Source organism: Stenotrophomonas sp. S41, assembly GCF_016624625.1.
Taxonomy (GTDB): Bacteria; Pseudomonadota; Gammaproteobacteria; order Xanthomonadales; family Xanthomonadaceae; genus Stenotrophomonas.
This window is the reverse complement of record NZ_JACVTV010000029.1, coordinates 15,126-41,367: the sequence shown is the minus strand read 5'-3', so window position 1 is coordinate 41,367 and position 26,242 is coordinate 15,126. Positions and strand designations below refer to the sequence as shown.

The window sequence follows — 26,242 nt, the reverse complement described above, 5'->3', positions numbered from 1 at the left end:
CCCCCCCCCCCCGCCCCCCCCCCCCCCCCCGGGGCCGCGGGGCCCCCCCCCCGGCGGATGCGATCAGCAGAACAGCTGCAGGATGTCGAGCTCGCCATCGGCGAACCAGTCCACGCACAGCCCCACCACCATGATCAGGCCCAGCGTGGTGGCGCCATGGGTGATGAAGATCGATTGCGCCAGCGCGCGCGCCGAGCGGCCCAGCTTCATGCACACACGGGCCAGGCCCTGCAGCCGGCCACTGACCGAATGCACGTGCGCGCGTACCGGCGCCTGCACACCATCCATGGCCTCGGCCATCATCGCCTGCAGGTGCTGCGGACGGTCGGCGTAATACTTGGCCACGCCATAGCCGAACATCAGCCAGTCGCGCGCCTGCGCCTCGGCCAGGTCCATCACTTCCAGCGGGTCTTCCTCGAAATCGATGAAGCCCACGTTCTGGCCGTCCCAGGTGAGGTTGCGCGGCACCGGCTGGCCGAAATAGGCGCCACGGGCATGGGCTTCGGCGAGGGCCTTCATCGCGGCGGCCACCAGCCGGTCACGACCGGCGTCATCGGCTTCGCGCAGGCAGGTATTGAAGGAACCGCCGTTGTCGCCGATCACCAGCGCAGCATGGCCGCTGCCGATCACTTCGGGCACGTTCACGCCCTGCGCGTGCAGCTCGCCCAGGCGGCGGGCCTCGGTCTCGCGCGCGGCATCGCCCCCGCGGTGCGGCGGCGGACGCAGGGCATCGAGGTGGAAGCGGCGGGCAATGAAATTGAGCAGGCCCAAGGCGAATGCGCGGCTTCCCTTGCCGTACTGCTTCAGCCAGGCGCGCTGCCCTTCGATGACGATGGGCTCAACCATGACGGATCTCCTGAACGCGTTACGGCCCCAGAGGGGCCGTAACGACAGACTTCACTTTGTCGTAACTACGCTATCAATAGCGCAGCAGGGCCGAACCCCACGTGAAGCCGCCACCGAAGGCTTCCAGCAGCAGCAGCTGGCCGCGCTCGACCTTGCCCGAACGCACCGCGGCGTCCAGCGCCAGCGGCACCGAGCCGGAGGAGGTGTTGCCGTGGCGGTCGACGGTGACCACGACCTGGTCCATCGACATCTCCAGCCGCTTGGCGGTGGCTTCGATGATGCGCAGGTTGGCCTGGTGCGGAATCAGCCAATCCAGGTCGGACTTGCCCAGGCCGTTGGCCTCCAGGGTTTCGTCCACGACCGAGTCCAGCGCCTTGACGGCGTACTTGAACACGTCGTTGCCCTTCATGTTGATGGTGCCGCCGCCGTTGCCGCTGCCATCCTTGAAACCGACCGACACGCCGACCGGATTCCACAGCAGCTCTTTCTTGCTGCCATCGGAATGCAGGTGGGTGCTGAGGATGCCGGTTTCTTCATCGGCCTTGAGCACGACCGCGCCGGCACCGTCGCCGAACAGCACGCAGGTGGTGCGGTCTTCCCAGTCGACGATGCGGGTCAGCGTTTCGGCGCCGATGACCAGCACGTAGCGGGCATCACCGGAACGGATGAACTTGTCGGCCACGCTGAGCGCGAACACGAAGCCCGAGCAGGCCGCGTTGACGTCGAAGGCGGGGCAGCCCGACGCACCGAGCTTGGCCTGGATCAGGCACGCGGTGGACGGGAAAATAAGGTCAGGGGTGGTCGTACCGACCACGATCATGTCGAGCTGCGAAGCGTCGATACCGGCCGCTTCAAGCGCACGCACCGCGGCGTGGTAGCCGAGGTCGCTGGTGGTTTCGCCTTCGGCCGCGATGTGCCGTTCACGAATACCGGTGCGCGACTGGATCCACTCGTCCGAGGTTTCGACCATTTTTTCCAGGTCGGCGTTGGTCAGGACTTTTTCCGGCAAATAGCTACCGGTGCCCGCGATCCTCGAGTAGATCCGCTTGCTCATCATGTTTCCTGTTGCGCAGGCTGCCGATCACCGGCATGCCCGGGGAAGAAGGCAAAGGCCGCTGCCCTGGGGCAGCGGCCTTCCGGCACATCAATCTTCTTCGACGGCCGAGGTCTTGGTCTGGATGACCTTCTTGCCGCGGTAGAAACCGTCAGCAGTGATGTGGTGACGCAGGTGCACTTCGCCGGTGGTCGGGTCGGTCGACAGCTGCTTGGCGCTCAGGGCGTCATGCGCACGGCGCATACCGCGGCGGGACGGGGTGACACGGGATTTCTGGACAGCCATGGGATTGCTCCAAACTCGGTTCGATTTGCTTCGTCGTATCGTCGCGCAGGACGCCAGCGCCCAGCACACTTTCGCTTTCGCCGCAGCCGCCGACGACAATCCGGCTGCTAATGCTTTTACTCTTTCTTCAGTGCCGCCAACGCCGCAAACGGGTTGGCCTGCTTCGTTTCTTCTTCGGTCGGTGCCCAGTCCCTGTTGACTGCCTCACCGTCCGGCGACAGCGGTACCACGGGTACCGCCAGCACCAATTCATCTTCGACCAGGTCCAGCGGACGCAGCTGCCCATCTTCCGGCACCAGCAACGCCTCGTACTCCTCGGGCAGGGACGATTCCTCGTCCTCGTCGCGGATCAGACCAAGCCTCTGGGTCATCTTCACCGGCAACAGGAATCGCTGCATGCTGCGCTGACAGGTCAGCGGCAACGCGGTATCGATGGTCAGTTCCACATAGGATACCCGCAGGACGTCGTCGCGACCGAATTCAAGCGAGTAATTGCACTCACCGTCGGTATCGGCGACCAACCCTTGCAGGCGAGTCAAATCAGCCAAAGAGACCTGGCCGTCGAAGCGCCTTCGCGCTACGACCATCCGCCAAGCATCCAGCGTTTCGGGCACGTTCGCGGACATAAGCCGCTGAATACTAAGGATCGGGACCGCCGCTGTCAAATGCCCGCCATACAGGGGCTTGCTGGCAGCCTCGGCGCCGGGCCAGACTGCCGCGCCCTGCCCCGGAATTGTCGCATGCCTGCCCTGCTTCTGGCCTCCACCTCCCGCTACCGGCGCGAGCTGCTGCAGCGCCTCGGCCTGCCCTTCGACTGCGCAAGCCCGGCGGTGGACGAGACCCCGCAGGCCGGCGAAGCCCCGCTGGCCCTGGCCGGGAGGCTGGCGGCTGCCAAGGCCGCCGAGGTCGCCGCGCGCCACCCCGGCGCCTGGGTGATCGGCTCGGACCAGGTTGCGGACCTGAATGGCCAGCCGCTGGGCAAGCCAGGCACGGTCGAGGCCGCCTGCGCCCAGCTGGCGGCGATGGCCGGGCAGACGGTGCGCTTCCATACCGCGATCAGTCTCACGCGCGATGGAGAATCGTTCGCGGCCATGGACCTGACCGAAGTGCGCTTCCGCCCGCTGCAGGCGCAGGAGATTGCCCGTTACGTGGCCGCCGAACAGCCGCTGGACTGTGCCGGCAGCTTCAAGTGCGAGGGCCTGGGCATCAGCCTGTTCGAGGCCATCGACAACCGCGACCCCACCGCCCTGGTCGGGCTGCCGCTGATCGCGCTGTGCGGGCTGCTGCGCCGGGCCGGCTTCGCCGTGCCGTAAGCCACTGGCTTTTGTAGAGCCGAGCCTATGCTCGGCTGCTTTTCCGTAGCGTCGAGCTTGCTCGACTGGATGTTCGAGGCAGTCGAGCAAGCTCGACTCTACCGCTCCACGTCGAACGGCTGTTCCTGCCAGTCTTCCACGCTGCCATCGCGGCCATGCAGGCGCAGGCCCAGCCAATGCCGACCAGGTGCCAGCGCCTGCGTGTCCACGCTGGCATCAAAGCCGGCATTCGGGTGCTGCGGATCATTGGACATCGGCCACAACGGGCGGATGTCGAGCTCGCGACCGTACTGCGCATCGCCCACCGGCTTTCCGTCCACCAGCACTTCCACGCGCGCCAGGCCGATGCCGTCCTTGAACGCCCAGCCCTTCACCGCCAGCGTGCCCGACACCGCTTCGCCATTGCCTGGCGAATCGAGATAGGCGACGGCCGGCGTCACGCACTCGCCTTCGGCGCGCTGCGCAGGCAGGCGGAACAACAGGAAGCGCTGGAAACCATGATCGTTGCTGACCACCTTCGGCGGCGGCAGCGGTCCCACCTGCGCGCACACCGCGTGGTAGCGCGGCACCAGGTCACGGAAACGCTGATCGCTGGGCGACAGCACCAGCAGCATCGGTCCGCTGCGCTCGCCCTCGTGTACCAGGCCCCACTGCGCCAGCTGCGCGGTGCGCCCGTGCTTGTCGTTGAGCGGGTGCGGCAGCACCGTGATGTTGCCGTCGCCGAGCTGGAAGCCGAGCTCGGCACCCACCTTGAAGTTGCCGGCCAGCACGCGTGTGCCTTCCGGCATCTGCTGCAGTTCGTCGCGTACGGCGGCCGCCAGCGGTTCCCAGCCGGCGAAGTTGCGCGGGTAGTACTTGTCACCGGCCAGCTGTTCGCGCAGCGACGGCGTCGACGCCACCAGGTAATAGCCGAACGCCAGTGTCATGCCGATGCCGGCCAGCCACCAGCCGGTGCGGCGCAGCCAGCGCGGCCAGCCGTTGAGCACCACCGGCACCGCCACCAGCAGCGCCAGGTAGCCCGGCAGCGGCCAGTGGAAGCTGATGCGCTCGACATCGGTGAAGAAGCCCAGCAGGAAAATGCTTAGCGTTGACACGCCGCCGACCAGGCCGAAGTAGCGCCACTGCGTGCGCGCGCCACCGCCGCTGCGCGTACCGGCCAACGCCACCTTCCACATCGCGATGCACAGGATGGGCGTGACCAGCATCGGCTGGATCACCAGGAACCACATCCCGCGCCATTCAAACGCCCAGGGATGGCGCTCGACCACCTGGAATTTCAGGCCGGCATCATGGTTGTCGGCATTCCACGCCAGCAGCGGCAACCACGCCAATACACCCACTGCCAGCGCCACCCACACGCGCGGATCAGCCAGCATGCGCCGTCCCTGCGGCAACACCAGCAGCGCGATGAAGCCGACACCGATCACGCCGATGAAGCGGTAGTGGCTGAGCGCACCGATCAGCAAGCCCAGGCCCAGCTTGATCGCGGACGACGCATCGACGCTGCGCAGCAGGCGTGCACCGGCATCGAGGCACAGCACCGCAGCCAGTGCCATCGGCACATCGGGCACGGCCAACAGGCCCAGCGTGGCCGACAACGGCATCAGCAGGGTCAGGCTGCCCGCCTGCCAGCCGGCCACGTTGCCGAACCAGCGCGTGGCGACACGCGCGACCAGCAACGGCAGCAGTGCGCCGATGGCCAGGAACGGCAGACGCAGTGCCAGCACGTGCTGGCCGCCGATTTCCACGCCCACGCGCGCCAGCCACGCGGTCAATCCCGGCAGGTCGGAGTACGCCGCCGCCAGGTGCTGGCCTTCCTGCCAATAGAACGCCTCGTCCACGAACAGGGGCAGACGCGCGGCCACGAGCAGCTTGGCCGCTGTGACCAGCGTCCATAACCAGAGAAAAATCGTACGTGCGCGCTGTTCGCCCTGCATTGCTCTATGGATAGAATCGAATGGTTCCCGAACGTGAGACGAACATGCCAGCTCCGTCCCCCATGCCCAGCATGCTAACCGATCAACTGCGCCAGGCCCTGCGGGAGGCACAGGATCAGGTCAATGCCCTGGTGCTCGGCAAGGTGCCGGAAGTCAGGCTGGCTTTCGTCGCCCTGCTGTCCGGTGGCCATCTGCTCATCGAAGATCTGCCCGGCCTGGGCAAGACCACGCTGGCCCATGCACTGGCCAGCAGCCTGGGGCTGAGCTTCCAGCGCGTGCAGTTCACCTCCGACCTGCTGCCGGCCGATGTGCTGGGCGTCTCGGTGTATGACGCCGGCACGCGCCAGTTCCAGTTCCATCCTGGCCCGGTGTTCTCGCACGTGCTGCTCGCCGATGAGATCAACCGCGCGCCGCCGCGCACGCAGAGCGCATTGCTGGAAGCGATGGCCGAACAGCAGGTGACGCTGGACGGGCAGACCCATCCGCTGCCCGACCCGTTCTTCGTGATCGCCACGCAGAACCCGGTCGACCTGTCCGGCACGTTCCCGCTGCCCGATTCGCAGCTGGACCGCTTCCTGCTGCGGCTGGCGATGGGCTACCCCAGCCCGCAGGCCGAACGCGAGCTGCTGCGCGGCACCGACCGCCGCGACCTGATCGCGCGCGCCGTGCCGCAGCTGGATGACAACCAGGTGCGTGAACTTCGCGCCGCGGTCGGCCAGATCCACGTCAGCGACGCGCTGGTGGACTACGTGCAGGCCCTGCTGACCCGCAGCCGCCAGCATGCCGGCGTGCGCGTGGGCCTGTCGCCGCGCGCCGGCCTGGCCCTGCTGCGTGCGGCCAAGGCCCACGCGCTGCTGCTCGGCCGCGGCCACGTGGTCCCCGAAGACGTGCAGACCCTGTTCGTCGCCGTGGCCGGTCACCGTCTGGTGGGCGAGTCCGAATCGAGCACGGGGCCGGCGCTGGCGCGCGCCATCCTGCAGACCGTCGCGGTGGATTGAGGATGTCCGCACGCGGCTCACGCCTGCTTCGCCTGGCGCGTCCGCGCACGCCCGAAGCATTGCCGCAGCGGCTCGACCGCCGGCGCATCTACGTGCTGCCCACGCGCTTCGGCCTGTTCGTGGCCCTGCTGCTGTCGGCGATGCTGCTGGGTGCGCTGAACTACAACAACAACCCGGCCCTGCTGCTGGCCCTGCTGCTGGCGGCAGCCGCCATCGCCAGCGCCATCGCCGCCCACCTGCAGCTGTCGGGCGTGCAGATCGACGCCATCTCGGCCGAACCGGTGCCGGCGGGCCAGCCGCTGCGCCTGCGCATCGACCTGTCGCTGCGCGACCCGCGGCCGCGCCATGGCCTGGAACTGCAGGTCGGCGACAGCCAGGCCTGGACCGACCTGCCCGCACAGGGACGTGGTGAAGTGGAGCTGGACGTGCCCACCGAGCGGCGCGGCTGGCTCGACCTGCCACGCATCCGCCTGTCCAGCACCCAGCCCCTGGGCCTGGTGCGTGCGTGGTCCTGGGTGTGGCCGGAACAACCGCTGCTGGTGCACCCGGTGGCCGAAGCCGTGGCGCCGTCATTGCCCGAACAGGGCAGCGACCTGCTGCACACCCGCGCCCACGCCAGCGGCGAGGAGCTGCACCAGCTGCGCCCCTACCGCGCAGGCGACCCGCCGCGCAGCATTGCCTGGAAGCATTCGGCACGACGCGACACGCTGCTGGTGCGCGAATACGAAAAACCGGTCGGCATCGAAGTGGTGCTGGATTGGCGCGCGCTCTCCACCCTGCCGACGGAAGCGCGCATCTCGCGCCTGGCGCGCTGGGTCGACAGCGCCGAACGCGAAGGCCGGCGCTACACCCTGCTGCTGCCCTCGCAGCCCGCACTCGGCCCCGGCCAGGGCGCGAGCCACCATCATGCGTGCCTGCGCGCACTGGCGCTGATGCCCCATGACTGAGCCCGCCCTCCTGCTGGACCGCAACGCGCGCAACTGGACCCTGGCCAGCGCCGCGCTGGCGCTGCTGCCCCTGCTGCTGCAGCTGCCCAGCGCACTGGCTGCGGTGATCGCGGTTGCCGGCCTGGCGACCGCTGCGTTGTCGCTGCGAGGTGTGCTGCCGATGCCGGTGCGCCTGCTGCTGGTGCTGGCCATGCTGGGCGCCATCGTCTGGCAGATGGGCGCGGTGCGGCCGGGGCGTGACACCGGCTGCGCACTGCTGGCGGCGATGCTGGCGATCAAATCCAGCGAACTGCGCAGCGTGCGTGATGCGCGCAGCCTGCTCGGCTTCGCCCTGTTCGGGCCGTTTGCCGCCTTCCTGCTCGACCAGGGCCCCCTGACCACGCTGCTGGCCGCATTGGCCGGCATCAGCAGCCTGCTCGCCCTGCAGCGCCTGGCCCACAACGAAGGCCGCAGCGCGGCGTTGCCGCTGCCCGGCCAGCTGCGCGGCGTCGGCCGCCTGCTGCTGATCGGCCTGCCCCTGGCCCTGGCCTGCTTCTGGCTGTTCCCGCGGCTGTCCTCGCCGTTGTGGGGCGTGCCCGAACGCGCGGTCGGCACCCCCGGCCTGTCCGACTCGATGGAGCCGGACAAGTGGCTGGACCTGATGGCCGACGACACCCCGGCGCTGCGCGTGCAGTTCTTCGGGCCCGTGCCGCAGCCGCAGCAGCGCTACTGGCGCGGGCCGGTGCTGACCCGCTTCGATGGCCACGTCTGGACGCGCAACCGCGACGCCGACCATCGACGGCCGGCGCAGGTGACCCACGAAGGCCCGGGCTGGGACTACCAGATCGACTACGAGCCTACGGATCGCCGCCTGCTGGTGGCGCTGGACCTGCCCACGGCCGCCCCCGAAGGCACCGCGCTCAACGCCGAGATGAGCCTGGCCAGCCAGCGCACGCTCTCCGCACTGACCCGCTGGCGCCTGCACTCGGCACCGGCGACACGCTTCGATGCCGAGTTGTCGCCCTACCAGCGGCGTGCGGCGCTGCAGCTGCCGGCCAACTTCAACCCGCGCACGGCAACGTTGGCGCGGCAATGGCGGCAGGAAGCCGGCGACGACGATGCCGCCGTCGTCCGCCGCGCCCTGGACTGGATCACCGCTGATTTCTCCTACACGCTGGAAACCCCGGCGCCCGGGCGCGACCCGGTGGACGCGTTCCTGTTCGACTACAAGGCCGGCTTCTGCCAGCACTTCAGTTCGGCCTTCGTGGTGCTGATGCGCAACGCCGGCATCCCCGCACGCGTGGTGACCGGTTTCGCCGGCGGCACCCGCAACCGGCTCGGCAACTACTGGGTCGTGCGGCGCATGGACGCCCACGCCTGGGCCGAAGTCTGGCTGCCCCAGCGTGGCTGGGTACGCGTGGACCCGACCGCGGCAGTGGCGCCCGAGCGCATCCTCGACACGCTGGAAGACCGCCTGCCGGCCGGCGCCGACCTCGACCTGCAGCAGCGCTGGCTGCAGGCCGGTCAGATCGGCGATTGGCTGCGCCGCGGCTGGAACGACCTGGTGCTGTCCTTCGACGCGCGCCGCCAGCAGCAGCTGCTGCAGCCGCTGGGCCTGGATGATCTGAAGCCCGGCCAGCTGCTGGCCGGCTTCGTGGCCACCGCCCTGCTGGCGATGGGCTGGATGGCCTGGCTGCTGGCCCGTGGCGAGCGCGAGCGCGACCCGCTGCTGCGCGCCTGGCACCGGCTGGGCCGCCGCTACGCACGGCTGGGGCTGGCCCGCGAGCCGCACGAACCCGCCCTGGCCTGGGCCCAGCGGGTCCATGCCCAGCGCCCCGACCCTGCCCTCATTGCACTCAGCCAGCGTTTCGTCGAAGCGCGCTACGCTGGCACTCGTACCGAGCTCGCCCCATTATTGCGGGACCTGCGCAGGCATCGCCCGACTTCCGGAGCTACTTCATGAACACCAAGTTCCTTCTCACCGCCGTGGCCGCCCTGGCCCTGTCGGCCTGCGCCACGGCCCCCAAGCCGCTGCAGGGTCAGTTCAGCGTGGTTTCCCCGCGTGACTCGGTTGCCACCCAGCAGGTGGGCACCCCCGTTCGCTGGGGTGGCCGCATCATCGAAACCCAGCCCAGCCAGGGCGAGACCTGCTTCCAGATCATCTCGCGCCCGCTCAATGGCAGCGGCCGCCCCAACACCAGCTCGGCCGATGCCAGCGATGGCCGCTTCATTGCCTGCCGCGCCGGCTTCTATGATCCGGCCGTGTTCGAGGCCGGTCGCGACGTGACCTTCATCGGCAAGATCGACGGTTACGCCAACACCCGCATCGGCGAGTACGACTACCGCCTGCCCAAGCTGGCGGCCGACGTCATCTACCTGTGGCCGGAGCAGCGCCAGGTCGATGTCGTGCCCTACCCGTACAGCCCGTGGGGCCCGGGTCCGTGGGGCCCGTACTGGGGTGGTTACCGCGGCTGGGGCTGGTGGTAAACCTGCCACGTCCCGCGTGACGCAAAAGGCCGCCCTCGGGCGGCCTTTTTGTTGGCGCCATCCACGGTGGGTGCCGACCGCCATCCACGGTGGGTGCCGACCGTTGGTCGGCACGGAAGCCATGTACGCCGTTGCCTCAATGCCCCGGCGTACCGAAATGGCCCAACGGCGCACCGGCCAACAGATGCATGTGGATGTGGAACACGGTCTGCCCGGCATCTTCGCGGCAGTTCATCACGATGCGGTAGCCGTCCTCGGCGAAGCCTTCGCTGCGCGCATACGCGGCTGCTGCCAGGGCCAGCTTGCCGATCAGGTGCGCCTGCGACGGCTGCAGGTCGTCCAGGGTCGGGATGATCTCGTTCTTCGGAATGAACAGCACGTGCACCGGCGCCTGCGGTGCGATGTCCTTGAAGCCCAGCACCTCGTCATCCTCGTAGACGATGGTGGCCGGGATCTCGCGACGGATGATCTTGCTGAAGAGGGTTTCGGTGGTCATGGTCGGCCTCGGCGGGATGTCTCCCGCATTGTAGGCCGGCCACGCCGCGCGCGGCCGCGGTCAGTCGCGGAATTCGCTGCGCGTCCCGAAGGCATGCGACAGCGTGCCGCGATCGACATATTCCAGTTCACCACCCAGCGGCAGGCCCTGCGCCAGACGGCTCGGCTGGACCTGGCGCGCACGCGCCAGCTGGGCCAGATAGTGCGCAGTCGCTTCGCCTTCAACCGTAGCGCTGGTGGCGATGATCAGTTCCTGCACTTCCCCCTGCGCCAGCCGCTGTTCCAGCTGCTCCAGGCCCAGTTCGCGCGGGCCGACGCCATCGAGCGGCGACAGACGGCCCTGCAGCACGAAGTAGACGCCGCGGAAGCCGGTGGCATTTTCGATGGCCAGGCGATCAGCCGGTGACTCGACCACGCACAGCTGGCTGCGCTCGCGACTGTTGTTGGCACAGGTCGGGCACAGCTCGGTTTCGCTGAAATCGCGGCACTGCGCGCAATGGCCGATGCGTTCGACCGCCAGCGCCAGCGCCTCGGCCAACCGCTGCCCACCTTCGCGCTCGCGCTCGAGCAGGTGGTAGGCCATGCGCTGCGCGGTCTTCTGGCCAACGCCAGGCAGCACCCGCAGTGCATCGATCAATTGTTCAAGCAGGGGTGCGGACACGGCGGCAGGCTTTGTAGCGTCGAGCCATGCTCGACGATTATCTGTAGAGTCGAGCCATGCTCGACTGAAGGCTGGAACAGTCGAGCAAGCTCGACTCTACGCAGTCGATGGCACCCGCTTGCACGGGTGCCACGCTGGACATCAGAACGGCAGCTTCATGCCCGGCGGCAGCTGCATGCCGGCAGTGGCCGAACCCATCTTCGACTTCGACTCGGCATCGATCTTGTTCGAGGCGTCGTTGAAGGCCGCGGCGATCAGGTCTTCCAGCATTTCCGGGTCGCTGGTCAGCGACGGATCGATGCGCACCTTGCGGCATTCCTTGGCGCCGGTCAGGGTCACGCTGACCATGCCGCCACCGGCGCTGCCGGTCACTTCGATCTTGGCGATTTCTTCCTGGGCCTTCTGCAGGTTTTCCTGCATCTTCTGGGCCTGCTGCATCAGTTGGGCGATGTTGCCGCGCATAGTGTCTTACTCGTCAAAAGAACGGATGGAATCGGAAACAACCCGGGCGCCATGCTGCTGGATCAGCAGCTGCACTTCCGGATCGTCCATGAAGATGGCCTCGGCGGCCTGTTGCCGCTCGCCACGCTGGCGGTCGGCACGCTGGTGCAGGGTCTCGGCCGGGACCTGCTCGGTTTCCACGGTCTCGACCACGATCCTCGGCGCCTGGCCCAGGGCCTTTTCCAGCATGTCGCCCAGGGCGGACAGCGCGCGTTCGGAACGCAGGTACTCAAATCCGGGCGAAAGGCCCAGTTTCAAGGTGCCGCCCTGGCAGCTGATGAAGGCCGCGTTGGCCGCCAGCTGCCGCGAAGGACCGCTGAGGCCGCTGTTGGCCACCAGGTCCAGCCAGTCTTCGGCGCTGGCCAGGTCGGAAATGCTGCCCTGATGCGCTGCCGGCGCCGGCGTTGCCACCGGCGCGGCCGGGGCGATCTCGATGCCCTCGGCATGGAACGGGCGCTCCGGCTCGGCCGCCACGGCCACCGGGGCCGGCGGTTCCTGCCACGGGGCGACCATGGCCGCCTCCGGCGTCGCCATCGCGACCGGCACGTCCATTTCCGCCGCCAGCGCCTGATCACGCGCGTCGGCTTCGTCGGTGGCCCACGGCGGCAGATCATCCGCCTCGGCCACCTGCGGCGCCGCTTCGGCCTTCACCGGCGGCGGCGACACGGGTTCTTCCACCGGAACCGGTTCAGGCTCCGGGGTCGGCTCCGGCTCCGGTTGCGGGGCCGGCTCCGGTTGCGGGGCCGGCTCAGGTTCGGGTTCGGGCTCGCGCGGCGCGGTCTGCATCGGGGCAGCCACGTCAGCCACCGCTGCAGGGCTCGCCGCAGCAGCTGCAGCCACAGGTGCGGCGTCGTTGCTGCCGGCACCGGCGGCATGGCCACCGCCGGCGCTGCCGCCCGCAGCACCACCACCCGTCGCACCTTCGACCGACTTCGGCACCGGCGGCACCGCCGCGGCCGGGCGGAACGCCAGCATGCGCAGCACCGCCATTTCGAAGCCGGCACGCGGGCTCGGCGCCAGCGGCAGGTCGCGACGGCCGTTCAGGGCCATCTGGTACCAGAGCTGCACCACTTCCGCGCGCAGGCGCTCGGCAAACGCGGCAGCGTCCAGGCCCTCGACCGGGGCCGCGGCGCCGGGCACCAGCTGCTGCACCTGGATGCGGTGCAGGCCCTCGGCCAGCGCTTCCAGCACGCCACTCCAGTCCGGCGAGAACTCGGCCAGCGCGGCCACGACCTGCAGCAGGCGCGGGCCATCGCCCTCGGCCAACGCGTCGAGCATGGCCGCCACCTGGGTACGGTCAACCGTGCCCAGCATGGTGCGCACCACGTCCTCGCGCAGCGCGCCGCCGGCATAGGCGATCGCCTGGTCCAGCAGCGACAGGCCGTCGCGCAGGCTGCCGTCGGCGGCCTTGGCCAGCTGCACGATGGCGCTGCCGTCGGCCTCGATCTCCTCGGCGGCGAGGATGCGGGTCATCTGCCCCTGGATCTGGTCCTCGTCCAGGCGCTTGAGGTTGAACTGCAGGCAGCGGCTGAGCACGGTGACCGGCAGCTTCTGCGGGTCGGTGGTGGCCAGCAGGAACTTCACGTGCTCCGGCGGCTCTTCCAGCGTCTTCAGCAGCGCATTGAACGCCGCCTTGGAGAGCATGTGCACTTCGTCGATCAGGTAGACCTTGTACTTGCCACGCGAGGGCATGTACTGGGCGTTCTCGATCACCTCGCGCACGTCGTCCACGCCGGTGTTGGACGCGGCATCGATTTCCAGCAGATCGATGTAGCGGCCGGCGTCGATGTCCAGGCAGGCCGCACACTGGCCGCACGGGTCGGCGCTGGTGCCCTGCTCGCAGTTCAGCGATTTGGCGAAGATGCGCGCGATGGTGGTCTTGCCCACGCCGCGGGTACCGGTGAACAGGAACGCGTGGTGGACCCGGCCGCTGTCCAGCGCATTGCTGAGCGCACGGACCACGTGTTCCTGGCCCACCAGCTCGGCAAAACGCTTCGGACGCCACTTGCGGGCAAGCACGAGATAGGACATCAGGCCACCGTCTTCCATCGGATGTTCCATTGTGCCATGCCTGTCCAGCCCCCTCGCCTCCGACACACCCGCTGCACATCGATGACTGGGGGTGCTTGTGTACTGCCGCGCCGCCCGCTAGAATCTGCGCCCCTGCTGAGGCGTTTGCCGATGGCAGGGATCCGGAGAGGTGTCCGAGTGGTTGAAGGAGCACGCCTGGAAAGTGTGTAAGCGTCTAAACCGCGCTTCGGGGGTTCGAATCCCCCTCTCTCCGCCAGATTAAAAAAACGGGCTGCCTCAGGGCAGCCCGTTTTTTTTAATCTGGCGTGGGACGCGATGCGCGCTTTGCGCGCTTCGCCCCATGCGTTGCTGCGCAACGAATGGGCCCCTCCCTTTGCCTGCCTCTCCCCGGAAAGTTCAGTAGATCCACGCCATGCGTGGATGGCGTGCCGCCCGATCCCGCTCCCCTGCCGGTCCCATGCGCTATGGTCACCCCATGAGGACCCGGCCCTACCACCGCAACGATCTGGCCGCCTGCCTGGCGATCTTTGACAGCAATCTGCCAACCTATTTCGCGCCGGAGGAACGCCCGGACTTCGAGTCGTTCCTGCGCGGGCTGGCGGAAGAACACGCCTACCAGGTCATCGAACTCGACGGCAGCGTCGTCGCCTGCGGAGGGCTGTCTCCTCCCGCGAACGGGACCGCCGGATTCTGCTGGGGGATGGTCGAGAAATCCCGCCACGGACAAGGACTTGGCCGCCATCTTGCACGGGTGCGCCTGCAGCAGGCCGCCACCGACCCCCGCGTGGAGCGCGTTGCGTTGAGCACCAGCCAGCACACCGAGGGCTTCTACGCCGGGCTGGGCTTCCGCGTCACCCAACGGGTAACGGACGGTCACGGCCCGGGAATCCACGCCGTGCACATGGAAGTACGCCTGCAGTAGAGCCACGCCACGCGTGGATGAGACACCCTGCGCACCCAAAAACTCCCCTGCCCCAAAAGCTGAACGAAACCTGAAAAATCGCTATCGTAGGCGCCTTCACCCTACGCACGGCCCTTTGCCCCGATGAGCTCGATCGACCGCGTGCACGCCGCCCTGCCCGACGCCGATCCATCGGCACACGGCACCTGCGAGAACTGCGACACCGCCCTGCAGGGCCACTACTGCCATCACTGCGGGCAGTCCGCGCACAATCCGCTCAAGCATGTCGGCCACGCCATCGAGGAAGTCTTCGAATCGTTCTGGCACCTGGACGGGCGCATCTTCCGCACGTTGCGCGACCTGTGGGTGCCCGGCCGCATTGCACTGAACTATCTCAAGGGCCGCCGGGTGGGTTACGTGCAGCCGCTGCGGCTGTTTGTCATCCTCACTCTGTTCACCTTCTTCATCGGCAAGATGTTCGTCCACGTCGACGACTTCAACGTAGGCGCCAGCGGCAATTCGCTGTTCGGCAAGGCCACCACCGCCGAACAGGTCGAAGCCGTACGCGCGCAGCAGATGGCACTGATCGACCAGCAGGCCAGCACCACGAATACCGGCAACGCCGGTTTCGCCATTGCCCGGGCTGCGGTCAATGCCGCCGCCGCACAGCGCAGGGCCGAGCTCGGCGCGCCTACCGACACCCCCGCGCCGCCGGCCGACGACGATCACGGCACGTTCTTCAACTACAGCATCAACGGCAAGCCCTGGGATGCGGATACCAATCCCATCGTGCTCGCCGGCCTGCCGCAGTTCGCCAACAACTGGCTCAACCGGCGCCTGCAGAACGGCAATGCCAACATCCAGCGCATGGGCGGCAAGACCGATCTGTACATGCAGGCGATCCTGACCGCACTGCCCGGCGCGCTGTTCTTCCTGATGCCGGTGTTCGGACTGGTCCTGCGCATTGCCTACATCCCGCGATCGATGGGCTACCTGGAACATCTGGTAGTGGCGCTGTACAGCCACTGCTGGCTGATGATGGTCGTGCTGGCAACCTTTCTGGTCGCCAGCATCAGCAATGCACTCGCCTCGCCGCTGGTCGCCACGCTCGGCCTGTGGATCACGGCACTGCTGTGGCTGGCGGTGCCGGTCTACCTGCTGTGGATGCAGCAGCGCGTGTACGGCGGCAACAAGCTGCTGACCGTGCTGCGCTACACCCTCATCGGCGGCGTCTACTTCTTCCTGGTCAATGTGGTGGTGATGTACGCGGCGCTGGCAGGCATCTCCGCCTGATCACCGCAGACGCGATCGCTTGCGATCCCCAAGGGCCCAGCCCGCACTGCGCCGCCCGATCCGCAGCCCCTCGTCGGGTCGCGCCACGACAGGGTTCGGCCCAGCGTCCGGGATGTAAGGCTTTTCCCTACACGCTGTAGGGAAAAACCGTGACCGCCGTCAGAGAATTTTAGGATATCCTTCACGGCGCATGGACACAGGGGGTCGGCGTGATTGCCGAAAGTGCAGGAGGCACCACGTGGTGCCTGGATAACGATGCGTGGACGCAGGACGGCCACCGATTCGACGCTGAGCAACTGGATGGCTTGCCTGTTCCATCGGTCCTGACCGATCTGGACTACCTCGCGGGTGCCCGGACTGCGCCTGGCGACGCGGGATTTCTGCCCCGCCAGTTCAAGTTCTCGCCTTTCGACGGCTCGCCACTGCCGGACATCCGGAGCCAGAACTGGTTGCCGCCATGCGCCAGCAGCCAGGGCAACCGGATCTGCGATGAAGACGCCGGCGCGGCGCTGGCCGAGCTGGTCGGCCGGCTGACAACACACTGGCGCACGACGGCAACCACGATGCAGAGCAGCGCCGTGCGCGTTGACGCGCCAGCCAGCAACGGTCTGCTCTACATCGCCAGCGACGCTGGTGGCCATCGCGACGCTTTGTTCGCACTGGGCCGCAGTGGTTCGCTGTGGATCTGGCAGCGCCATGGCCAGCGCTGGGTACAACTGCGCGCCAGCAAGCTGCCGCTGGCGCGCCACCGTTTCGACCACTGGGCCTCGGCGGTGGCTGCACTGCCCGCCGCGACGGGCTCCGGCTTGGTGATTGCCAACGACGCTGGCGCGGATTTCGTGCAGATCGACCCTCTGCGCATGCAGTACAGCGTAGACCGCTGCGAAGGCACTGCAATGGGGACGCCCGGTCGCCTGGGCGATGCTGCATTGGTTCCGCTGCACGCAGGTGGGCGGGCGCAGATCGCGATGCATCAGCAGGGCCGCTGGAACACGCTGCCTGTGCAGGGCGACGTGCCCGCACAGATGCCGTTGCTTGCGGCACCCGTCGTGGTGGCCAATGGACATGGGCTGGCCTGGATCGGCGAACTCGGCTGGCTGCAGGTGCAGGAAAACGGCGAGAACATCGACGTCCGCTGGCACGGTTGGCCGTCCGGCATGCAGGCACGGCCCATTCTGGGCCCGCCTTACCGCAACGGCGATGGCGACTGGCAACTGCTGCAGCGCGAAGACAAGAGCACCGTGTCGGTCCTGCTCGGCGCTTCCCTGCCACATGAAAACCCGCTGCGACGCGCGTCCGCGGGCACCGGCGCCAGCACCTTCCAGCTCAATGTGCGGGTGGATCGCCCTTGGGCGGACTACGACCCGGATGACCATCCGGACGCCTCCGACAACGTCATCCATCCGTTCCTGGAAATTGAACAGAACGGCATGTTGATGTACCTGCGCGTCCCCAATGAGCGCCGCACCAGCCTGCTGTCGTTCTATGAAAACCGTGGCAGGCAGCAGGCCAGCTATTGCATTGGCTGGCCGGCATTCCCCAACCAGACCTACACCCTGGACGCGGCCGAACCCTGGAACGCGCAATGGTTCATGCACGACGATGCGCTGTGGCTCTGGATCGACGACCGCGGCACGCTGCTGCGATGGAGCGTGCGCTGATGCGGCGCCTGCAGCTGATCATCCTGGCGATGGCGCTCGGCGCCAGCATTCCTGCATGGGCCGAACCCCTGCGCCAGGCGATCCTCGTGCAGAACTCCGGCTGGATGGAGCCGTTCTACGAAGATCCCGCGTCGCCCTTCAAGCCGCTGGTCACCCGGCTTGGCCAGGCCGCCGGCGGCAATGGCGAGGTGGTGGTCGGCCTGTTCAACCAGGCTGATGCACGCCACCCGTCCCCCGAATGGGTCTATCGCGGGCCGGGCAGCCACCCTGGTCTGGGCCAGGCACTGGCCAAGGCGGGCCTGGCACACAAGCAGTCCGGTGCGCTGGCCGATACGGATTTCAAGGAAGCCCTGCTGGGCGCCATTGAGACCGGCCTGGAAAGCCGGCCCGGCATCATCTGGGTGATCACCAACAACAAGAACAGCCCGAACAACAGCGATGAAACCATCGCCCGCAACCGGGAATTCTATGAACTGCTGCACGAAGAGCCGGTCATCACCCGGGTTGCTGCGTTCCCCCTGAAGATGCCGGTGCAGGGCAAGCACTACCGCGCCAACGGGTTGATGATCTACGCACTCGCCTATGGCGAACCCGCCAGCTCCGCCCTGCAGGCCATCCTGCAGCAGCCCTCGCTGGCCGCCCTGTTGCCGGAAGGCCACGTGCGGCTGAAGCCGCTTTCAGAGGCGGCCGTGCGGTTCCTGCCGACCGGTGTGAAAAATTCCCCGGGCATCCAGGCCGGTCTTGCCGCCGATCGTTCCACCCTCGTGCTGTCCTTCGATGCCGGCACGCTCGCGCGCACGGCGCAGGTCGAGGGCCGCTTCGAGAATCTGTTCAACCCCTACCAGATCCACAGCGCGCGCACGTCGCTGGTCACACCGCCGGCGATCGGCCTGGAAGGCACGTTGTCGACGCAGACCGTGCAGGCACTGGAACCGGGCCAGCAGAGCGATCCACTGACGCTGGCGCTGCGACTGCCGCCGCTGCCTTCTCAGTGGTCACGTGAAGTACTGCTGCGCAGTGGCTACGAGAAGCGCGGTGCCATCGACATCCGCCTGGATGACCAGCAGCTGCAGGTATCGCCCGCCTTCATCGCCCACATGGCCGAGCTTTTCCCCGGCGACGCCCTTCCGGACGTGTTCCTGCCACCCGTGCAGCTGAACAGTTCGGTCACCCGGGTGCCGCTGCTGCTCAAGGTCCAGTACCCGGTCTGGCCTGCAGTCGTTGTCTACGGCGGCGGCGTTGCCCTGCTTGCCGCAGCGCTGCTTGCAGCACTTCTGCTGGGCGGCGCCCGTGCCTGCACCGTGGTTGTCGATGGCCAGAGCCAGCAGTTCCGGCTCAAGCCCTTCGCCTCGGCCAACGTGATCGACAGCCATGGACAACACGTGGCCACGCTCAAGCGAGGACTCACCGGCGCGCGCCTGGCCTGGGTCCATGCCGATACCCCGATCCGCCTCAAGTAACCCCCATTCGCTGCATTCGCCCAAGGACAGAGCATGAGCCAGAAAAGTTCGCTTCCCGCCCCCGTCACCGACCAGCCTGCCACTGATCCGGCGCCGACGGATGCTGCCACCCCCACCACCACCCCTCAGCAGCCCAGCCTGACCCTGACCGGCGACTGGGATGTGACGGTGGGCGAGCAGACCAACAGCCGTGATGCGCTGATCGGCGGCGTCGTGCTGCTGGTCCTGGCCGTGGTGTTCTTCGTGATCAAGAACGCGTATGCGAACTGGCGCGTCAAGGAACGCGTGGCGCCCAGCCGGGCCAATGCGTCGGGCTGGTTCCTGTTCCTGGGCTTGATGGCCGTTGCCACAGCTGCGGTACTTGGCTTCGTCAACAGCGGCCGGTTCCTCGCACCGCTCTATCTGTTCCCGCTGGGGGGCCTGGCCCTGGTTTCGCTGGTGGCCTGGCTTGCCACCTTCTCCGCCAAGCGCTGAAGCAGGAGCAGACGATGAGCCAGTCCAGCGACAATTCCTCGACGGTGGCCGCCGCGCCGACCCAGGTGACCGAGAAGATCCGGCCGACGTTGTTCATCGCCCTCGGCGGCACCGGCATGAAGGTCAACATCCGCCTTCGCCGACGCATCCTCAATGCCATCTGGGGTGGCAACGCCCGGGTGGAAGAGCTGAGTGACTTCCCGGTTGCCCAGTTCATCAACTTCGATCTGGATGCAGGCGAAGTGACCCAGGACGGCAAGTCGGTGAAGACCGATGTGATTGCCGAGCAGGTCGCTTTCACCTCCGAAGAAAAGATCATCGAGCGGCTGGACCTCGCAAAGTACACCCACTCCAACGATGAACTTCGTCGCCATCGCGAAGTGGCCGAATGGTTCCCGCTGACGCCGGACAAGATCGCCAACCTGGGCATCGACCCGAGCAAGGGCGCCGGGCAGATCCGCGCCCTGTCGAGGCTGTACTTCTTCGACAAGTACCCGATGATCCGCGACAAGCTGCGTGACAAGCTGGAAACGCTGCTGAGCAACATCGGTGCACGTGCGGAACGACTGAAGCGGCTGGGCCTGGAAATCGAGCCCGGCAAGGTCCGCGTGGTGATCACCGGTTCAGTGGCTGGCGGTACCGGCTCCGGCTCCTTCCTGGACATGGGCTACCTGGCCAAGGCGATCCTCAAGGAGAAGAACGTCGACGGCAAGGTGGACCTGTACATGGTCCTGCCCGGCGGCTTTGTCAGCACGACCAATCCCGACCGCATCCAGGCCAACGGCTACGCGGCACTGATGGAGCTGGAGACCGCGCTGCGCGGCACCCGCCTAGTCAAGCAGTGGAACGCCTCGGACAACCTCAGCATCGATGCACGGCCGTTCGATGATGTGTACATCGTCGACAACACCAATGTTGCGATGGCCAAGACCAGCGAGCAGGAAGACATCTACGAGATGTTGTCCGACATCTTCTTCACTGACTTCACCTCCCAGGACTTCGCCAACCGCAAGCGTTCGGTCGCGGTGAACCAGAACCAGCACAAGATCCGCGCCTATTCGGTCCCGCTCCCGCAGGACTACGGCGACGATACCGAAATGCGCTTCACTGCCAGCTATTCCGGCGTTGGCCAGGCCGTACTGGACACGCAGGTCGACCAGCGGCAGAACGTCCGTATCAACCAGCAGGTCCAGGCGATGCTGAAGGCATTCTTCGGCGTGGCGACTGCGCAGGTTGCGGGCAACCGCCCAACCGACAAGGAGCGTGATGATTTCATGCGCGAGCAGCTGTCGGTGGTGCCGCGCACGTTCACCGAGATCCCGCAGTTTCTGTCCCGCGGTGACCTGGCGACCGTCAACGGCGAGTTCACCCACTACCAGGTCGCCGACGAACTGCTGAAGGTCAGCGGCGACAACAGTATCGGGGCCCAGATCGAGCAGAAGGTCGAGGCAGCCTTCCAGCAGCTGATGTTCGGCAGCGCAGACCGCGAACAGTGGCCGCTGCATGTCCAGGACATCATCAAGCAGCTGGAGCGCGATACCCAGGGCAACCGCGTGGACAGCGCCGACCGCAACCACGAGGTCCGCATCCGCGAGAATCGCCAGCAGGCCTTTGCACGCATCATCGACGAGCTTGCACTGCCCGCGCAGATCTTCCGCCGCCTGGACGACGATGAGCGGGGCGGCCTGGATTACACGCTGGCCCTGGTGGAGATGATCAAGGATCGGCTGGAAAACGACGCCACCGGCATCATTCCCGCACTGGAACGCAACGCACAGCGCTTTGCCGAGATCAGTGAGCGCCTGAGCAACGGCGAGCTTGCCCGCGAGTTCGAACGCCTGAAGGAAACCACCGGCCGCGGTCTGCTGGCACGCATCAGCGGCAAGGAAAAACAGGCCGAGACGGTGCTGGCGCAGATCAAGGAAACCATTGGCGATCGCCTGCTGTTCTATGTACGCGCCGTGGCGGCTCGTGAGGCAGCTGCGCTGCTGCGCGAAGTCTCCGGCTGGCTGGGCGAGAAAGAAGGAGTCGATGCCAGCGGCCGCCCGGTCTGGAGCGGGTTCGTCGGCCGGCTGCAGGCAGGTCGTCAATCGGTCGAACAGCTGCTGCAGCGCATCGACCGCGACATCGCCAAGATCGAAGCGGCCATCGCGGAGAAGCACGCCACCCTGATCGCACTGAAGGCGCCGCAGGACGAGGAAGTCGCTGCGATCGACCCGCTCGAGTTCCGTCAGTGGGCCAAGGATGCGTTCAAGGACTTTGGTGGTTCACAGACGCTGTTCCAGAAGCTGGTCAGCGATGGCGGGGCCGAGGAGCTGGTCACCAAGCTGCGCAGCAAAGCCACCGCGCAGCTGCCACAGAGCGCGCGCAGCCAGCAGGATCCGCTGATGCAGGCACTGGTGGCGCTGACCCCGGATCAACTGCGCGAGACCTTCAGGCTGCTGATGCAGCGCGCGATGCCGTGGGTACCGCTGAACCTCAACGGTGGATTTGGCATCAACAAGGATCGCTACACCTGCCTCATCGGCGTGAAGAACGCCAGCACCTTCCGCAGCCTGTATGGCGCCCAGCTGGAACAGGCCCTGCCACAAGGCATCGGCATGACCGCTGGCCAGTTGTCCTTCGTCGAGTCGGGCATCGCGGGCAAGCTTGTCTGCTTCACCGAGCTGTCCGGTTTCCCGGCCCCTGCCCTGACCCCGCTGCCAACCTACCAGGCCGCATACCGGACCGAAGCGGCGCTCATCCCCCTGCATACGCACAAGCGGGTGAGCCAGTTCGTCCAGCCCATGCAGTTCTCGCAGGACCAGTACCGCCAGTTCGCCGAAGACTTCCGGTTGTACCTGCATGCACTGGGCCTTGGCGTGCTGAAACGACGGCCCGATGGCAAGTATGAAATCAAGCTTGAGGGCGACAGCTTCAGCATCGGCGATGAGTTTGCCGTGCGTCAGAGCGGGCTCGACGGCAATGACAAGCGCAACCTGCAGGACCAGGTCCGCGCACGCACGGCCAACCTGCGCGAGCCGGTGCAGCTGGCCCTGCTGATGCACCTGTTCCGCCACATCGCCAGCGTTGCCTACAAGCCGCAGAAGGAAGAAGACCAACAGGGTCGCGAGAGCCTGAAGAAGCGCTTCCCCTACAAGCTGAGCGAGATGCTTGCACAGGAGTATCGCAACCGTCTTGAGCAGCAGGCCGGCGATGAAGCTGCTGCCATCGAACAGCAGGCACAGGCACTGTTCAACACGTGGACCAGCACCATCGAAGGTTCGACCGGCGATGCGTACGGCGATGAAGTGGCGCAGGATCGCGGCGATAAGCGGCAGGTGACGGCCGCGTTCTATGAAATGACGGCTGCTGCGGCTGCTGCGACCGTTGCACAGGCGGCTCCAGCCCTCGCAACCGGCCCGGTTCCGCCGCCCCCGCCTGGAAGCCCATTGCCGCCTCCTCCGCCGGGCGTGACATACCAGTACTACCTGGCCCATAACGGCCAGTCACTGGGTCCGTACACGGTGCAGCACCTGCAGCAGTACGTGGCCGCAGGCAGCATCACCGGCAGCAGTCTGCTGTGGCGCGAGGGCCTTGCCTGGACGGCTGCCAGTGCGCTGCCGGAGCTCGCTTCACTGTTTGCAGCACCGATGGCGCCGCCGCCGCCGCCGCTGCCTGTCGCCTGATTTCAGCTGGTTACCATGGCCACATCCCGCCCCTCTGCCATTACCTGCGTCAACCCGGCCTGCGAACGCCCCTTCGCAGCCGCGGTCGCCTTCTGCCCGTTCTGCAGCCGCTCGCAACCGGCCACTGCCAAGGCCGATGCAGTCGTGCAGGAGACCGTTCCGCACAACGACGCACTGCCGCCACCGGTCCCGTCGCTGCCGCCGATCCCACCGTCGCCGGCAGCGGTGACGGTGCAGGATGCTGCTGCATCGGCCGCACCCGGCAGAAAGAAGAAACAGAAGGTCGTGCAGCCGCCCGCGGCTGGGGATGCGGCCGCAGTGGTGCCTGACCCGCGCCCCGCGCCTGCGGCACCGCCCCGGCGCACGGGCTCACGGCTGCCGGTGGTGCTGGTGGCCCTGGTGGTGGGCTCGGTGGGTGCTGCGATGTTCCTGCGTGATGACGGCAAGAAGGAAACCACCGATGGCACGCAGTTCGAGCAATGGCGTACTGCGGTGGAAGCCTGCCTGCAGAACGAGGACCCGGCCTGCGCGGATGCCGCACTGGCCAACCTGAGGCGCAGTGCGCCCACCGCGTACTGGAGCGATCTGCAGCAGCGCACCCAGCATCTGCGTCAACAGCTCGAAAACCAGGCACAACAGGCCGCAGAGCTGCAGCGGCAGCAGCGCGAGGCAGCAGAACGGGCAGCCGTCGAAGAAGCCGAGAAGGCGGCCCTGGAACGCCAGCGCGCCGAAGCGGAAGATGCCGCCGAACTCGCGGTTCCGACCCAGGGCCCCTCACCGCCGGCGATCCCTGACCGCCCCGCGTCACTACTGCCCGGCGCGCAGGAGGATCCACCCGTGCGCTACCCAAGCCAGGCACTGCGCGACGGTGCAGGCGGCTCGGTGGTTCTGACCATCAACGTGGGAGCCGATGGCACCGCACGGCATGTGAGCGTTTTCCGCTCAAGTGGAAACCGTTACCTGGATCGTGCCGCGGAAGAAGCGGCCTCACGCTGGCGCTACATGCCGGCCATCATCTCCGGGCAAGCCGCCGCAGGTGTCATCCAGAAGGAAATCACCTTCGACCCGCCCAGCAGCAGTTCGCGTGGCGACGCATCGACGCCCCAGAGCGGGCAGGAGGTTTCCATGATCGACAAGGCGAGGCGCGAATTGCGGGCCGGCCGGTACGACGTGGCCATTGCATTGGCGGAGTCGGCGCTGTCGATCAACCCCAGCTCGAGAGATGCGCGGGACGTGATCCAGCAGGCACGCAGCGAACGCGGCCGCGTCATGCGCGAAACCACTATTGAATGACCCCATCGACCAAGGACCGATCATGAACCACTCCCTCTCCCTTTCTCCTGGCAGGCACTCGTTGCTGCTCGCCGCCGCCATCGCCGTCAGCCTGGGTGGCTGCGCCGAGGGCACCATGACACGCTCGGACTGGGGCAAGTGCCTGGGCGCGGTGGTGCTTGGTGCCGGCGCGGGGGCCTTGGCCGAAGGCGAGCGGGGAGCCTATGTCGGTGCCGCCGCCGGCGTTGCAGCATGTTTTGTCATCAATGCACAGAGCAAGCGCACCCGCAGCGCGCAGGACGTCGAGAGCGACTATCGATCCCGCTATGCCCAGCTGCCCGAACAGCCTGAAGTGCTGCGCTACGACACGCAGTTGTCGGCCGCCAACGTGCGCCGTGGCGAGCCATTGCGGGTGATCTCCAACATCGAAGCCGTGGAAGGGCGCAGTACACCGATCCAACAGGTCAAGGAAGAAATCCGCATCTACGAACCGGGGCAGAACCAGCCGTTCAAAAAAGGCGAAAAGGTCGCAAGCACGACCCGCGGTAGCGGCGGCTATGAAAACACCTTCACCATCACGTTCCCGTCGAGCATGCCGCAGGGCCGCTATGCCATCGAAACCGATCTGTTCGTGAACGGCGAGCGCGCTACCCGTGGCACACAGCAGATCCAGGTCGTCTTTGACGGCACCGATCTGATTCCCCTGCATTCGAGCATCGCCCAGCGCTGATCCTGCACGCCTGGAAGACCCACGTTCGGCGTGGATCTTCCAGGCAGGGCAGCGACTGCCCCTGCGTCCAGCGGCCTCAGCTACTGGACAGCTTCATCAGCACCAGGCCGCAGACGATCAGCACGGCCGCGCCGATGCGCATCGCACTGACCTGCTCGCCGAGGAACACGATGCCGACCACGAACGCACCGACCGCGCCGATGCCGGTCCAGATCGTGTAGGCGGTACCCAGCGGCAGGCTGCGCATGGCTACGGCCAGCAGCCAGAAGCTGGCGATCATGCCGAGGAGGGTGACCACGGTGGGGGTGAGCCTGCTGAAGCCTTCGGACTGCTTCATGGACACGGCCCAGACGATTTCCAGCAGGCCAGCGAACAACAGATAGATCCAGGCCATGACGGCCCTCCTCTTGGTAGGGCCAGGCCGTCCTGGTCATTGATTCCCGATGCGGGGGAGGTCGTTCCTCCTGCGGCCGCATTCTAGCAACGCCGGATGCGCGGGGCCGTGCTGCGCGCACTGTGATTACATGGGATTCAGGCGGACAGGCCATGCCATAATGGCGTTTTCGTCCGGAGTGCTGCATGGGCGTTGAGGAGGATCTGACGACGTGGCTGGCGGAAACGTTGCGCGAGCCGCGCCCGGCCTCGCTGCGCGGCTACTGCTTCAACCTGGTGGACGGTGCGGCCGACGACGAGGCCAGCTTTACCCTGGAACTGGTCGGCTGCGAGCGCTTCGATGCCAATGATCCGGACTGGCCATGCGACGAGTGCTGGCGCCCCAGCCATCCGCCACTCGAGATCGCCACCGCGTTCACCGGGCCGGACTGGGCAAGCTGTCTGGAAAACATGCGCGGACTGCTGATGCCGCTGGTGCAGGAAGGCACGCCCGGTGCGTCTCTGCGCCTGGCCCAGGGCGTCGGCCTGGGCTTCGTGGACGGCGACCTGCACCTGCTGTGGCAACGCGGGGATTGAATACCGCGCGTGACGCTGGCGCGCACCTGCCTGCCTGCGCTAGAATGCGCGCCTGCCATCGGCCAGCCGATGTGCAGTCCGGCTGTGGTCTCCGGCGCGCGACGCGCTGCTTCCCCTGATCCGTGAACCGGCCGCCCTTGGGCGGCCAACGTCTCTATGGTGGCCCCGTCGGCCCCTCGCGACGCTAGGTCGAAAATCCCGCCAGGGCCGGAAGGCAGCAACGGTATCGATCGACGCGGGCGCCGAGGTCAGCCGGCGGGGCCACCGCCTTTTTGGGCCG

24 protein-coding genes, 1 tRNA gene and 1 other RNA gene are annotated in these 26,242 nt (G+C 67.1%); 16 read left to right on the top strand and 10 right to left on the bottom strand.

Annotated features, from left to right (window positions below):
- Nucleotides 1–63 precede the first annotated feature (63 nt).
- The 4 genes from IAE56_RS08705 to IAE56_RS08690 all read right to left on the bottom strand — a co-directional run bounded on the left by IAE56_RS08705 (nucleotide 64) and on the right by IAE56_RS08690 (nucleotide 2,811).
- A complete protein-coding gene (locus IAE56_RS08705; protein ID WP_108767983.1) occupies nucleotides 64–846 on the bottom strand; it encodes a serine/threonine protein phosphatase in 783 nt (260 codons plus the stop codon).
- A gap of 73 nt (nucleotides 847–919) precedes the next feature.
- Nucleotides 920–1,900, bottom strand: coding sequence for a beta-ketoacyl-ACP synthase III (locus tag IAE56_RS08700; protein ID WP_108764244.1), 981 nt, complete (start codon nucleotides 1,898–1,900; stop codon nucleotides 920–922).
- Nucleotides 1,901–1,990: 90 nt separating this feature from the next.
- Nucleotides 1,991–2,185, bottom strand: coding sequence for a 50S ribosomal protein L32 (gene rpmF / locus IAE56_RS08695; protein ID WP_004154640.1), 195 nt, complete (start codon nucleotides 2,183–2,185; stop codon nucleotides 1,991–1,993).
- Nucleotides 2,186–2,301: 116 nt separating this feature from the next.
- On the bottom strand, nucleotides 2,302–2,811 hold the full coding sequence (locus IAE56_RS08690) for a YceD family protein (RefSeq protein ID WP_108770625.1): 510 nt from the start codon (nucleotides 2,809–2,811) through the stop codon (nucleotides 2,302–2,304).
- A 114-nt stretch (nucleotides 2,812–2,925) separates the two neighbouring features.
- On the opposite strand from IAE56_RS08690, the gene IAE56_RS08685 reads away from it, so the two are divergent.
- Nucleotides 2,926–3,498, top strand: a complete 573-nt coding sequence (locus IAE56_RS08685; protein ID WP_200752255.1) for a Maf family nucleotide pyrophosphatase — start codon at nucleotides 2,926–2,928, stop codon at nucleotides 3,496–3,498.
- Between the two features lie 98 nt (nucleotides 3,499–3,596).
- Here the strand turns inward: IAE56_RS08685 and IAE56_RS08680 are convergent, their stop codons facing one another.
- A complete protein-coding gene (locus tag IAE56_RS08680) occupies nucleotides 3,597–5,435 on the bottom strand; it encodes a glycosyltransferase family 39 protein (protein ID WP_200752254.1) in 1,839 nt (612 codons plus the stop codon).
- 44 nt (nucleotides 5,436–5,479) lie between these two features.
- Here IAE56_RS08680 and IAE56_RS08675 point away from each other — a divergent pair, with 44 nt between their 5' ends.
- Genes IAE56_RS08675 through IAE56_RS08660 form a run of 4 tightly spaced genes read left to right on the top strand, consistent with a single transcriptional unit; the run spans nucleotide 5,480 to nucleotide 9,846 of the window.
- Nucleotides 5,480–6,433 (top strand): MoxR family ATPase, encoded by a 954-nt coding sequence (locus IAE56_RS08675; protein WP_200752253.1) that lies wholly within the window; start codon nucleotides 5,480–5,482, stop codon nucleotides 6,431–6,433.
- A 2-nt stretch (nucleotides 6,434–6,435) separates the two neighbouring features.
- Nucleotides 6,436–7,380 carry a DUF58 domain-containing protein gene (locus IAE56_RS08670; RefSeq protein ID WP_200752252.1) on the top strand — a complete coding sequence of 315 codons (945 nt, stop codon included), beginning with the start codon at nucleotides 6,436–6,438 and terminating at the stop codon, nucleotides 7,378–7,380.
- Nucleotides 7,373–9,322, top strand: coding sequence for a DUF3488 and transglutaminase-like domain-containing protein (locus IAE56_RS08665; protein ID WP_200752251.1), 1,950 nt, complete (start codon nucleotides 7,373–7,375; stop codon nucleotides 9,320–9,322). Before IAE56_RS08670 ends, IAE56_RS08665 begins: the two co-directional genes overlap by 8 nt.
- Entirely contained in the window at nucleotides 9,319–9,846 is a 528-nt protein-coding gene (locus IAE56_RS08660) for a Slp family lipoprotein (RefSeq protein ID WP_200752250.1), read from the top strand. Before IAE56_RS08665 ends, IAE56_RS08660 begins: the two co-directional genes overlap by 4 nt.
- A 136-nt stretch (nucleotides 9,847–9,982) precedes the next feature.
- Here the strand turns inward: IAE56_RS08660 and IAE56_RS08655 are convergent, their stop codons facing one another.
- The 4 genes from IAE56_RS08655 to dnaX form a co-directional block, all read right to left on the bottom strand.
- Nucleotides 9,983–10,342 (bottom strand): histidine triad nucleotide-binding protein, encoded by a 360-nt coding sequence (locus tag IAE56_RS08655; RefSeq protein ID WP_150454176.1) that lies wholly within the window; start codon nucleotides 10,340–10,342, stop codon nucleotides 9,983–9,985.
- A 60-nt stretch (nucleotides 10,343–10,402) separates the two neighbouring features.
- Entirely contained in the window at nucleotides 10,403–11,002 is a 600-nt protein-coding gene (gene recR, locus IAE56_RS08650; protein ID WP_108760009.1) for a recombination mediator RecR, read from the bottom strand.
- A 141-nt stretch (nucleotides 11,003–11,143) separates the two neighbouring features.
- On the bottom strand, nucleotides 11,144–11,464 hold the full coding sequence (locus IAE56_RS08645; protein ID WP_005408298.1) for a YbaB/EbfC family nucleoid-associated protein: 321 nt from the start codon (nucleotides 11,462–11,464) through the stop codon (nucleotides 11,144–11,146).
- A gap of 6 nt (nucleotides 11,465–11,470) precedes the next feature.
- The gene (dnaX, locus tag IAE56_RS08640; RefSeq protein WP_200752256.1) at nucleotides 11,471–13,552 is read right to left on the bottom strand and encodes a DNA polymerase III subunit gamma/tau; all 2,082 of its coding nucleotides are present in this window, start codon (nucleotides 13,550–13,552) and stop codon (nucleotides 11,471–11,473) included.
- Nucleotides 13,553–13,697: 145 nt separating this feature from the next.
- Here dnaX and IAE56_RS08635 point away from each other — a divergent pair.
- The 9 genes from IAE56_RS08635 to IAE56_RS08595 all read left to right on the top strand — a co-directional run bounded on the left by IAE56_RS08635 (nucleotide 13,698) and on the right by IAE56_RS08595 (nucleotide 24,993).
- Nucleotides 13,698–13,790, top strand: a tRNA-Ser gene (locus tag IAE56_RS08635).
- A 219-nt stretch (nucleotides 13,791–14,009) separates the two neighbouring features.
- On the top strand, nucleotides 14,010–14,456 hold the full coding sequence (locus IAE56_RS08630) for a GNAT family N-acetyltransferase (RefSeq protein WP_200752248.1): 447 nt from the start codon (nucleotides 14,010–14,012) through the stop codon (nucleotides 14,454–14,456).
- Between the two features lie 123 nt (nucleotides 14,457–14,579).
- Nucleotides 14,580–15,728, top strand: coding sequence for a DUF3667 domain-containing protein (locus tag IAE56_RS08625; protein ID WP_200752246.1), 1,149 nt, complete (start codon nucleotides 14,580–14,582; stop codon nucleotides 15,726–15,728).
- Between the two features lie 209 nt (nucleotides 15,729–15,937).
- Nucleotides 15,938–17,389 (top strand): hypothetical protein, encoded by a 1,452-nt coding sequence (locus tag IAE56_RS08620; RefSeq protein WP_200752245.1) that lies wholly within the window; start codon nucleotides 15,938–15,940, stop codon nucleotides 17,387–17,389.
- Nucleotides 17,389–18,849, top strand: a complete 1,461-nt coding sequence (locus IAE56_RS08615; RefSeq protein WP_234455976.1) for a hypothetical protein — start codon at nucleotides 17,389–17,391, stop codon at nucleotides 18,847–18,849. Before IAE56_RS08620 ends, IAE56_RS08615 begins: the two co-directional genes overlap by 1 nt.
- 33 nt (nucleotides 18,850–18,882) lie before the next feature.
- Complete coding sequence (locus IAE56_RS08610; RefSeq protein WP_200752243.1) at nucleotides 18,883–19,323, top strand: hypothetical protein; 441 nt, start codon at nucleotides 18,883–18,885, stop codon at nucleotides 19,321–19,323.
- A 14-nt stretch (nucleotides 19,324–19,337) separates the two neighbouring features.
- Complete coding sequence (locus tag IAE56_RS08605) at nucleotides 19,338–22,991, top strand: tubulin-like doman-containing protein (protein WP_200752242.1); 3,654 nt, start codon at nucleotides 19,338–19,340, stop codon at nucleotides 22,989–22,991.
- A 15-nt stretch (nucleotides 22,992–23,006) separates the two neighbouring features.
- Nucleotides 23,007–24,284 (top strand): TonB family protein, encoded by a 1,278-nt coding sequence (locus IAE56_RS08600; protein ID WP_200752240.1) that lies wholly within the window; start codon nucleotides 23,007–23,009, stop codon nucleotides 24,282–24,284.
- Between the two features lie 22 nt (nucleotides 24,285–24,306).
- On the top strand, nucleotides 24,307–24,993 hold the full coding sequence (locus tag IAE56_RS08595; protein ID WP_200752238.1) for a hypothetical protein: 687 nt from the start codon (nucleotides 24,307–24,309) through the stop codon (nucleotides 24,991–24,993).
- Between the two features lie 76 nt (nucleotides 24,994–25,069).
- Here IAE56_RS08595 and sugE read toward each other — a convergent pair whose 3' ends face one another.
- Nucleotides 25,070–25,387 carry a quaternary ammonium compound efflux SMR transporter SugE gene (sugE, locus tag IAE56_RS08590; protein ID WP_200752237.1) on the bottom strand — a complete coding sequence of 106 codons (318 nt, stop codon included), beginning with the start codon at nucleotides 25,385–25,387 and terminating at the stop codon, nucleotides 25,070–25,072.
- A 185-nt stretch (nucleotides 25,388–25,572) separates the two neighbouring features.
- Here sugE and IAE56_RS08585 point away from each other — a divergent pair, with 185 nt between their 5' ends.
- A complete protein-coding gene (locus IAE56_RS08585) occupies nucleotides 25,573–25,962 on the top strand; it encodes a hypothetical protein (protein WP_200752236.1) in 390 nt (129 codons plus the stop codon).
- 165 nt (nucleotides 25,963–26,127) lie between these two features.
- An RNA gene (ffs, locus tag IAE56_RS08580) (signal recognition particle sRNA small type) lies at nucleotides 26,128–26,224 on the top strand.
- Nucleotides 26,225–26,242: the final 18 nt, after the last annotated feature.

Coding starts and splice junctions, on each gene's coding strand:
- IAE56_RS08705 (WP_108767983.1), bottom strand. CDS start 846: ATGGTTGAGCCCATCGTCATCGAAGGGCAGCGCGCCTGGCTGAAGCAG.
- IAE56_RS08685 (WP_200752255.1), top strand. CDS start 2,926: ATGCCTGCCCTGCTTCTGGCCTCCACCTCCCGCTACCGGCGCGAGCTG.
- IAE56_RS08630 (WP_200752248.1), top strand. CDS start 14,010: ATGAGGACCCGGCCCTACCACCGCAACGATCTGGCCGCCTGCCTGGCG.
- IAE56_RS08600 (WP_200752240.1), top strand. CDS start 23,007: ATGGCCACATCCCGCCCCTCTGCCATTACCTGCGTCAACCCGGCCTGC.
- dnaX (WP_200752256.1), bottom strand. CDS start 13,552: ATGGAAGACGGTGGCCTGATGTCCTATCTCGTGCTTGCCCGCAAGTGG.
- IAE56_RS08690 (WP_108770625.1), bottom strand. CDS start 2,811: ATGTCCGCGAACGTGCCCGAAACGCTGGATGCTTGGCGGATGGTCGTA.
- IAE56_RS08670 (WP_200752252.1), top strand. CDS start 6,436: ATGTCCGCACGCGGCTCACGCCTGCTTCGCCTGGCGCGTCCGCGCACG.
- IAE56_RS08610 (WP_200752243.1), top strand. CDS start 18,883: ATGAGCCAGAAAAGTTCGCTTCCCGCCCCCGTCACCGACCAGCCTGCC.
- IAE56_RS08615 (WP_234455976.1), top strand. CDS start 17,389: ATGCGGCGCCTGCAGCTGATCATCCTGGCGATGGCGCTCGGCGCCAGC.
- IAE56_RS08660 (WP_200752250.1), top strand. CDS start 9,319: ATGAACACCAAGTTCCTTCTCACCGCCGTGGCCGCCCTGGCCCTGTCG.
- IAE56_RS08605 (WP_200752242.1), top strand. CDS start 19,338: ATGAGCCAGTCCAGCGACAATTCCTCGACGGTGGCCGCCGCGCCGACC.
- IAE56_RS08675 (WP_200752253.1), top strand. CDS start 5,480: ATGCCAGCTCCGTCCCCCATGCCCAGCATGCTAACCGATCAACTGCGC.
- IAE56_RS08655 (WP_150454176.1), bottom strand. CDS start 10,342: ATGACCACCGAAACCCTCTTCAGCAAGATCATCCGTCGCGAGATCCCG.
- IAE56_RS08645 (WP_005408298.1), bottom strand. CDS start 11,464: ATGCGCGGCAACATCGCCCAACTGATGCAGCAGGCCCAGAAGATGCAG.
- IAE56_RS08665 (WP_200752251.1), top strand. CDS start 7,373: ATGACTGAGCCCGCCCTCCTGCTGGACCGCAACGCGCGCAACTGGACC.
- rpmF (WP_004154640.1), bottom strand. CDS start 2,185: ATGGCTGTCCAGAAATCCCGTGTCACCCCGTCCCGCCGCGGTATGCGC.
- IAE56_RS08680 (WP_200752254.1), bottom strand. CDS start 5,435: ATGCAGGGCGAACAGCGCGCACGTACGATTTTTCTCTGGTTATGGACG.
- IAE56_RS08595 (WP_200752238.1), top strand. CDS start 24,307: ATGAACCACTCCCTCTCCCTTTCTCCTGGCAGGCACTCGTTGCTGCTC.
- sugE (WP_200752237.1), bottom strand. CDS start 25,387: ATGGCCTGGATCTATCTGTTGTTCGCTGGCCTGCTGGAAATCGTCTGG.
- IAE56_RS08625 (WP_200752246.1), top strand. CDS start 14,580: ATGAGCTCGATCGACCGCGTGCACGCCGCCCTGCCCGACGCCGATCCA.
- IAE56_RS08700 (WP_108764244.1), bottom strand. CDS start 1,900: ATGAGCAAGCGGATCTACTCGAGGATCGCGGGCACCGGTAGCTATTTG.
- IAE56_RS08585 (WP_200752236.1), top strand. CDS start 25,573: ATGGGCGTTGAGGAGGATCTGACGACGTGGCTGGCGGAAACGTTGCGC.